Source organism: Vibrio sp. 10N.261.55.A7, assembly GCF_002877365.1.
GTDB lineage: Bacteria > Pseudomonadota > Gammaproteobacteria > Enterobacterales > Vibrionaceae > Vibrio.
This window is the reverse complement of sequence record NZ_MCWZ01000085.1, coordinates 1-8,967: the sequence shown is the minus strand read 5'-3', so window position 1 is coordinate 8,967 and position 8,967 is coordinate 1. Positions and strand designations below refer to the sequence as shown.

The 8,967-nt window shown below is 44.7% G+C and carries 8 protein-coding genes; 4 read left to right on the top strand and 4 right to left on the bottom strand.

Annotation, left to right across the window (positions count from 1 at the left end; translation table 11 throughout):
• Both hrpA and BCU12_RS06530 read left to right on the top strand, forming a co-directional pair.
• On the top strand, window positions 1–2,676 hold a 2,676-nt coding region (gene hrpA / locus BCU12_RS06535; RefSeq protein ID WP_102403547.1), incomplete at its 5' end, for an ATP-dependent RNA helicase HrpA.
• A 141-nt stretch (window positions 2,677–2,817) separates the two neighbouring features.
• Window positions 2,818–3,303 (top strand): outer membrane beta-barrel protein, encoded by a 486-nt coding sequence (locus BCU12_RS06530; RefSeq protein WP_102403546.1) that lies wholly within the window; start codon window positions 2,818–2,820, stop codon window positions 3,301–3,303.
• A gap of 126 nt (window positions 3,304–3,429) precedes the next feature.
• Here BCU12_RS06530 and BCU12_RS06525 read toward each other — a convergent pair whose 3' ends face one another.
• Entirely contained in the window at window positions 3,430–3,801 is a 372-nt protein-coding gene (locus BCU12_RS06525) for a hypothetical protein (protein ID WP_102403545.1), read from the bottom strand.
• Between the two features lie 414 nt (window positions 3,802–4,215).
• The gene (locus BCU12_RS06520; protein WP_133153823.1) at window positions 4,216–4,470 is read right to left on the bottom strand and encodes a hypothetical protein; all 255 of its coding nucleotides are present in this window, start codon (window positions 4,468–4,470) and stop codon (window positions 4,216–4,218) included.
• A gap of 154 nt (window positions 4,471–4,624) precedes the next feature.
• Here BCU12_RS06520 and BCU12_RS06515 point away from each other — a divergent pair, with 154 nt between their 5' ends.
• Complete coding sequence (locus BCU12_RS06515) at window positions 4,625–6,049, top strand: PLP-dependent aminotransferase family protein (RefSeq protein WP_102403543.1); 1,425 nt, start codon at window positions 4,625–4,627, stop codon at window positions 6,047–6,049.
• Between the two features lie 187 nt (window positions 6,050–6,236).
• Complete coding sequence (locus BCU12_RS06510) at window positions 6,237–7,226, top strand: rhodanese-related sulfurtransferase (protein ID WP_102403542.1); 990 nt, start codon at window positions 6,237–6,239, stop codon at window positions 7,224–7,226.
• A gap of 117 nt (window positions 7,227–7,343) precedes the next feature.
• Here the strand turns inward: BCU12_RS06510 and BCU12_RS06505 are convergent, their stop codons facing one another.
• Both BCU12_RS06505 and BCU12_RS06500 read right to left on the bottom strand, forming a co-directional pair.
• Window positions 7,344–7,802, bottom strand: a complete 459-nt coding sequence (locus tag BCU12_RS06505; protein WP_102403541.1) for an exoribonuclease R — start codon at window positions 7,800–7,802, stop codon at window positions 7,344–7,346.
• Window positions 7,803–7,949: 147 nt separating this feature from the next.
• A partial coding sequence (locus BCU12_RS06500) for a leucine-rich repeat-containing protein kinase family protein (protein ID WP_102403540.1) occupies window positions 7,950–8,967 on the bottom strand: 1,018 nt, incomplete at its 5' end.

Sequence of the window (8,967 nt, the reverse complement as noted above, 5' to 3'; positions counted from 1 at the left end):
GAAGAAGATTTTGAGTCTCGTCCGGAATTTACCGATCCTGAAATTCTTCGTACTAACCTTGCGTCCGTTATCTTACAGATGACAGCGTTGGGGCTTGGCGACATTCAAGCGTTCCCATTTGTGGAAGCGCCAGACAAACGTAACATTCAAGACGGTGTTCGTCTCCTTGAAGAGCTTGGTGCGATTGCTGCCGACGATAAGAGCAGCAAACACGGTGGCAGTGATAAGAAACGCTTAACTCCGATGGGCCGTAAATTGGCACGATTGCCGATTGATCCACGTTTAGCGCGTATGGTGCTTGAAGCAAGCAACAATGGTTGCCTGAAAGAGTTGATGATCATCGCTTCTGCGCTGTCGATTCAAGATCCGCGTGAGCGTCCTTCCGACAAGAAGCAATCTTCAGATGATAAGCACAAACGCTTTTTCCATGAAGAGTCTGATTTCCTCACCTTTGTGAACCTGTGGGATTACATCAAAAAGCAGCAGAAAGATCTGACGGGCAATCAATTCCGCAAGCAGTGTAAGAAAGATTTTCTCAACTACTTACGCGTGCGTGAATGGCAAGATGTGTACTTCCAGATTCATCAGTCAATGCGTGAGATGGACTTCAAACTTAATGACAGTGAAGGTTCTTACCAAAACATCCACAGCTCTATCTTGGCTGGCTTGCTTTCGCATATCGGTGTGAAAGATCCAGAGAAAAGCGAATACCAAGGCGCTCGAAATGCACGATTCAGTATTTTCCCTGCTTCAGGTTTGTTTAAGAAACAGCCAAAATGGATCATGTCAGCGGAATTGGTCGAAACCTCAAAGCTTTGGGGCCGTATCATCGCAAAAATTCAGCCTGAATGGATTGAGCCATTAGCGGGTCACTTGATTAAACGAAGCTACAGCGAACCGCATTGGTCGAAGAAACGTGCGGCGGTCATGGCACACGAAAAAGTGATGTTGTACGGGATTCCAATCGTACCGAAACGTTTGGTTAACTACGGGCCAATTGACGCCACAATCAGTCGAGAGATCTTCATTCGCAGTGCTTTGGTGGAAGGGGAATGGGAAAACAAACATCCGTTCTTTAAGCAAAACCGGAAATTACTGGCGGAAGTCGAAGAGCTAGAGCACAAATCGCGTCGTCGTGACATCTTGGTGGATGACGATGAGCTGTTTGATTTCTACGATCAGCGCGTGGATACCAATGTCGTTTCTGGTCGCCACTTTGATACGTGGTGGAAAAAAGCGAGTAAAGAGAACAAAGAGCTGCTCAATTTTGAAAAAGAGAACTTATTCAGAGGCGATGCAAGTCATGTTACGGATCTGGATTATCCGAACTTTTGGCACCAAAACGGCATTAAGCTCAAGCTGAGCTACCAATTTGAGCCAGGTGAAGATAGTGACGGTGTCACGGTTCATGTGCCACTCCCTATTTTGAATCAAATTGAGCAAGCAGGCTTTGACTGGCAAATTCCAGGGCTACGCCACGAGCTGATTGTTAGCATGATCAAAGCGCTACCGAAAACCATTCGGAAGAACTTCGTGCCTGCGCCAAATTACGCGGATGCGTTTTTAGGGCGAGTGACCGCGTTGGAAGCGCCATTGCTTGATTCGCTTGAGAAAGAACTGCGTCGAATGACAGGTGTGGAAGTGCTGCGTGAAGATTGGAATCTTGCTCAAATTCCAGAACACTTAAAAGTTACGTTCAGAGCGGTGGATCACCGTAACCGTAAGTTGAAAGAAAACAAAGATCTGCATGAGCTAAAAGAGAGCCTAAAAGACAAAGTTCAAGAAACGCTGTCGAAGGTTGCTGATGATGACATCGAGCAGCAAGGCCTACACACATGGAGTTTTGGTGAGCTACCTAAAGTCTATCAACAAAAACGTGGCGGGTTTGAAGTGAAAGCCTACCCAGCGTTGGTGGATACGAAAGACAGTGTAGAGATAAAACTCTTTGAAACTGAACAAGAGCAAGAGTCTGCCATGCGCGCGGGTCAACGCCGTTTGGTGTTACTCAATGTCCCGTCACCGGTGAAATATCTGCACTCCAATCTGCCGAACAAATCAAAACTGGGTTTGTACTTTAACCCGTATGGTCGAGTGTTGGATTTGATTGATGATTGTATTGCTTGTGGTATCGATAAACTCATTGAAGGGCAGGGTGGCCTTGTTTGGGATGCCGACAACTTTGAAGCGATGAAAGAACACATTCGAGCAGAACTCGGTGACACGGTCGTTGATGTGGCCAAACAAGTTGAAACCATTTTGACCACAGCCTTTAGCATCAACAAAAAGCTAAAGGGCAAAGTGGACTTCACGATGGCTTTTGCCTTGTCAGACATTAAAGCGCAAGTGGAAAGCCTTATCTTTAAAGGGTTTGCCACTGAATGTGGTTGGAAGCGATTGCCGGATATTCTTCGCTACATGAAAGCGATAGAGAAACGCATGGAGAAGCTTCCTATTGATCCAAATAAGGATCGCTTACACATGCTCAAGGTCGAGTCCGTTACCAATGATTACAAAGAGTTACTTAATAAAATTCCTAAAGGGCTGGCAACACCGGATAATGTAAAAGAAATCAGGTGGATGATAGAGGAGTTACGGGTGAGTTACTTCGCTCAACAGCTTGGAACACCGTACCCTGTTTCAGATAAACGCATCAAGAACGCCATCAATGAATGTTAAATTTCGGTATAGACCTTGCATGCTTAAAAGTTAACTTTATAATTCGAACACAATACGGCAATGGTATGCCACTGGGAGCCATTGCTAGTAACAATAAATATTGGCTATGACGAACATTAGCTATAACAAAAAAGGTTAGTTATGAAAAAGACATTATTAGCACTTGCTTTAATTGGTGCATCGACAACTGCTATGGCCGACTCTTGGGTATATGGTGGCGCTTCTGTAGGCTCATCTAGCCTAGGTAGCGAAGATGCTACGTCTTACAACATTCACGCTGGTACTGGTATCTTGCCATTCATCGGTGTTGAAGCAGGCTACACTGACCATGGTAAATTTGAATTTACGGGTGGCGATGTGAAAGCATCTTCTGTTTACTTTGCGTTGAAGCCAAGCATCAATTTCGGTCCACTACAAGTGTATGCAAAGGGTGGTGTTCACTCTTGGGATATGACGGGTAACGGTTCAGAATTCAGCAATGATGATGATTACGACCTAATGTATGGCGTAGGTGCAGACTACGCGGTATTTGGCCCAATTTCTCTTGGTGCTAACTACATGAACTACGTTGTGGGTAAAGAAGACATCGGTACGTTCTCTCTAACGGCATCATTCAACTTCTTGTAAGAATGTGAATTTGCTTTAGTCAGTGACAAATTGAAACGCCAGCGGAGATGCTGGCGTTTTTGTTTGTGTCTAACAAGATCGTAAGAGAGCACTCTATGCTTGAGAGTAGCACTCACTAGATATTGGCTAGATCTCTTTCATTGCTGAAACAACAGAAGGGTCGTTGATTAGGTTGAATAGCATACTCTTAACAGAAGAGCGTTGAGCATCAGAAAGTGCTTTCTTAGGGTTTTCACGAGACTGAGTCAAAATGTTTTTGATGAATTTACTGTTGGTTCCAGACAGTTCGTAAACGAATCGCAGCGTATCGAGTAGTTCATCTTGAGCCAAACTGTACACCGCCATTTCACAGCTCAAGCCGTCCATCGCTAAGAAATTATTGACCACTTCTTTACGTTCTGTTTTGAATTTTTCGTTTGCAACGTAGCCATCAATTAGAGCTTGCACTCGATCGGCGATCGCAACAGGCACTTCCATCGTTTTTGTTTCATGAGTCATCAATAATTCTCCTTCTTTAGCTGCATTAAATTGCGATGCCGCCTTTATTCTTACTAGGCTGTATTGCAGCCTTTACGTTTACCGTGTGTGGCTATTCTAGACTTGATAGTGAGAGTGTTCCAATCAACACCGATATTGTAAGGCCAATTTCACATTTAAGTGTCAGGTTAGCACGGACTAATGCATTGTGTTTGAGGAATAATATACCACGGTATAATGACAATTTATGTATTAAATCCAACAGCCTAAACAGTCTCGAACCTAGCGAAGAGGCGAAGCAGAGGTGTTTGATTTAATTTTAAGCGGCTAATGAAGAGCGTGGAGAAGAGCGAACGTCGACATACGGTGACAATTCGCTCTCAGGGGGGATGCTTAGATAGCAGTGACGATAAAGATAATGCTGGCGTATGAGCGTTATTCGCTTTCTGCAATTTTGAAGCCAATGTAACAAAGAACAAGCCCTACCGCGGGCACTGACCCTACGGTGATTTCGGATAAAGGTAGATCAACGAACATTTTAGCGCCTAGTACGTGAGCGCCAACATTGAGCACAATAAGAATGACGGCAATGGCACACAATATAAGTTGCTTGTTTAGATTACTCATCGTTTGACTCCAGTTATTGGTGATCGGTTTTTTATGATCGGTAATTCGTATTGGGTTGTTCACGGTTAGTCATTCAATTATAAAGGCTTACGTATGATCTATAATAGATACAGAAATGTGATAGTTAGCTATAACAGATTGAAGTGCCAGTGCTATAATGCGAACGGTGAGGTCTGATACCAATGGGCCAGTTATTGATAACCAAGAGTAGTAAATTGTGGCCAAATACGTCGAGCTTGCCGAACAGATTAAGGACCAAATTAAAGAAAATGTTTGGGGAATAGGCAGTAAGTTACCGTCTCTGCGTAAGCAAACCGAGTTGTCAGGGTTTAGTTTGATGACGGTAATGAACGCCTATCAGCTCTTAGAAAGCCAAGGGTGGGTCGTATCACACTCTCGTTCTGGTTACGTGGTCGCGCCTCAAATCAAACAACAATCCATTGCAGCAGCGCCAAAATCGCTACAAGAGACAGAGTCGGTTGATATCAATGATTTTGTTTTCGATATATTGCAAGCAAGTCGAAAGCCGAATATTACCAATTTTGGTTTTGCCTACCCTGATCCCAACCTTTACCCACAAAATCGAGTGAATCGCTCTTTGGTTCACGCTGCCCGTGAAATGCCTACTTCGAATGCACTCGATAACCTTCCTCCAGGCAATGAAACCCTACGAACAATCATTGCCAAGCGTTACGCGGCGCAGGGTATGAATATCAACCCTGACGAGATAGTGATCACCGCAGGCGCGTTGGAAGCGTTGAACCTAAGTTTGCAATCAGTGACAAAAGCGGGGGATTGGGTGGTGGTTGAGTCGCCTGCATTTTATGGGGCGTTGCAGGCGTTAGAGCGCCTTAATTTGCGCGCCATATTCGTTAATACTCATCCGAAAGAGGGAATCGACCTTGATTCTCTAGAGCGTGCGCTAAAAACGCACAAAGTGAAGGCGTGTTGGTTGATGACCAATTTTCAAAATCCTCTTGGTTTCACGCTCTCAGATGAAAAGAAACAGAAGCTGGTCTCGCTGCTCACAGCGCATAACGTGTACTTAATTGAAGATGATGTTTACAGTGAACTTTACTTCGGAAATTCCAAACCGCTCCCCGCGAAAGCGTTTGATCAGAGTGGAATGACGCTGCATTGTTCCTCATTCTCGAAATCACTGGTTGCTGGGTTTCGTATTGGTTGGGTTGCAGCGGGAAAGAAAGCGCTTCAGATTCAAAAGATCCAGCTGATGAGTACCTTATCGACAAGCGCACCGGTGCAGCTAACCTTGGCGAATTATCTCTCTACGCGTCACTACGAAAGTCATTTACGTCAATTAAGAAGGCAACTAGAGCAACGTAAATACCAAACATGGCAACAGCTGCAGACGTATTTACCGGAAGGTTCGAATGCGATTTACTCTGAAGGTGGATATTTTATCTGGGTGGTGTTGCCAGAACACATTAACGCCACTGAACTCTATCGAATCGCCTTGCAGAATGGCATTAGTATTGCCCCTGGTGAAATGTTTGATACCAATCAGCAGTTCAACCACTGCTTTCGACTTAACGCGTCGCTTGAGTTCACGCCAAAAGTTGCGCAAACGATCAAACGATTGTGCGATCTTGTGAAGGCTTTATGTAGAGAACGATTACTGTAAACTTTCATTAAAACAGTGAATTAGCGCTACTATTCTTTTCGTTAATCCATCTAACGTTGATCCTCACATAATACCCCTATAGTTGTTAGGTTTTTGTCCTAACAAAGCTTCGTTATACTCGCGCTGATTTTAATAAGCCGTATAGGCACGCACTGGATTTACGTTCCAGCTCGCAGAAGGAAAAAAAATGTCTCAATATGTCGTATGTGCGCTCTATAAGTTTGTCGCACTCAATGATTATCAAGAAATTCGTCAACCTCTCACCGATCTGCTCAACGAGCAAAATATTCGTGGCACATTGTTGCTAGCCAGTGAAGGTATCAATGGCACGGTCGCAGGCAAGCGTGAATCGATTGATGCACTGCTCGCTTGGTTTAAACAGGATCCACGTCTAGCGGATGTCGTTTATAAAGAATCTTTTAACGAAGAGCAGCCGTTTAACCGAACCAAAGTGAAGTTAAAGAAAGAGATCGTGACAATGGGCGTCGAAGGCATTGACCCGCGCCATGTGGTGGGTACCTACGTGAAGCCGCAAGATTGGAACGAACTGATTTCTGATCCTGAAGTATTACTGGTCGATACTCGTAACGATTACGAAGTGGACATCGGTACATTTGAGAACGCGGTGAACCCTAATACGGAAACATTCCGAGAGTTTCCTCAGTATGTCGCTGACAATCTGGATCCCGCCAAACATAAGAAAGTTGCGATGTTCTGTACGGGTGGAATACGTTGCGAAAAATCTACTGCTTACATGAAAGAGCAAGGCTTCGATGAAGTGTATCACCTAGAGGGCGGTATTCTTAAGTACCTAGAAGAGGTGCCTGAAGAAGAGAGCATGTGGCAGGGCGATTGCTATGTATTTGATGGCCGTGTAGCGGTGAATCACCAGCTAGAGCAGAGTGATTACGACGTGTGCAATGCCTGCCGTCTTCCGATCACTGAAGAAGATAAACAATCGCCGAGTTTTGAGAAAGGGGTCAGTTGCCCTAAATGTGTCGACAAACACAGCGATGAGCAAAAAGCTCGATTCCGCGAGCGTGAGAAACAGGTTCAGCTTTCTACCTTGCGTGGTGAAACCCATGTTGGTGGCGATGCTGCGCAGTTAATTGAGCAGCGAAAGAAAGAGAAGTTGGCAATGAAAGAGCAGCAACGTTCAGGCAAGTCAGCTAAATAGCCCTCACGCTCGTCCAGTTCGACCCTGTTCAAAAATAGAAATGAAAAAAGCGCCTATCGAATACTCGGTAAGCGCTTTTTGTTTGTCTCAAGATAATAGAACCCTGATGGAATCCGACTAATCCTGTGTATTTTGCTCTGAATTCATTTTTGCGTAGCGATGCAGCAGATCGGTGAGCACTTTCACCCAGCCAAATGCATCGGCTGGCGCATTGGCGAGTATTGTTTCGACCTGTTCACAGTGCGTTTCCAGTGTTATGGCTTGCTCTAGGTTGAATGAAATCGCGTAGAAGTGCCACAACACTAAACGAGTCATTCTTTGGCTGTTCTGTTTTGCATTTTCTGAGTCATCAAACGCTTGTTGAATCTCGCTTAATGCAATCGCTGTCATACGAAGCGTCGCATCTAGCTGCGCTGACATCATGCGTTCTTCACTGTCGACCTCTTCCTGTTCAAAGGTGAACAACTCGCTCATTACATCTTCAGGGACCATTTTACTGATCATTCGAACGCTGAACTCTTCAAGTTCTTGGCGGGGCATAGTCACAAGGCAGTTAAATGTGTAATCACGAAGCATAAGAAATCGCTTTTGTTATTGGGTTGAAATAGAAGAACGGTCAGCACTGAACATTTGTCTTAGGCGACAGTGATCAGTGCTGTATTCATTGATAGTTTAAGCATAGCGAACGAGAGGTTGAGTTCAAACAACAACGTATTGTTCGTTCTATGAGTCAAAGGCTTGTTTAGCGATGAGCGTCAGGGCTTGGTAATCATCACATTCAATATCACTTGGCTCACAGATACTCAGCAGATCTTCAATAAAGAAGCTTAACGCTCGTGACTCAATGGATTTGATCTTACTTTGCTGTTCTTCAGGTAGATAGTGATAGGTTGAAGCCGCGCCGAAATCACCGAAAATCATGTGATTATTATTGTTAATAAGCACGTTATGGGCATAGAGATCACCGTGACACACCTTGTTGTGATGAAGGTGGGCAAAAACATCCATCATTTGATCGACAATGATTTTAATGTCAGCGATGGCTAATGAAAAATCGGGTTTGAATGTATCACGCGTGCACGATTCCAAACTTGGCGCGAGCCCTAAGTTGAAGTAGCTGTCAGGGATAAGCTCCATGACTAGCGACAGATAATCTTCCTCACTCACTTGCGCAATGGACTTCACAAGGTTTGGGTGGAAACCAGTTTGCAAACAAGCGTTCAATTCATCTTGCGGGTAGCCATCGCTCGTTACTGCGCCTTTGAACACTTTTACGGCAACATGCTTGGGAAAGTCATACTCGTCGTTAACCCAATCGGCGTGTGAGATGATGCCTGAAGCACCTTGGCCGAGCACTTGATTCATTTTGTAGCTGGATGCGCTGACTTGTGGTACTTGCGACGTTGATTCTTTGCTGCAACAGAATGGGTTACCTGCAAACGCAATCCATGCCAATCGGGGCAAAGATAGCAATTGCGATGGAAATTCAGTGAGTTGGTTAGCAGAAAGGCGAATTAGTTCGAGGTTGTGAAGCTGACTCATCGATTTTGGTAGAGACTTCAGCTTGTTTCCAGCCAACGCTAATTTCTGCATTCGAGGTCGCTCACCGAGTGCCTCTGGCAGTGTTTCTATGTCGTTGTCAGTCAAGATTAACCAGCGCAGCGCTTTAGGCAATGCGTTTTCTGAGACCTCGGCAATCTGATTGTCTTTAAATCCCACCATTTCAAGTTCAGGACACCTG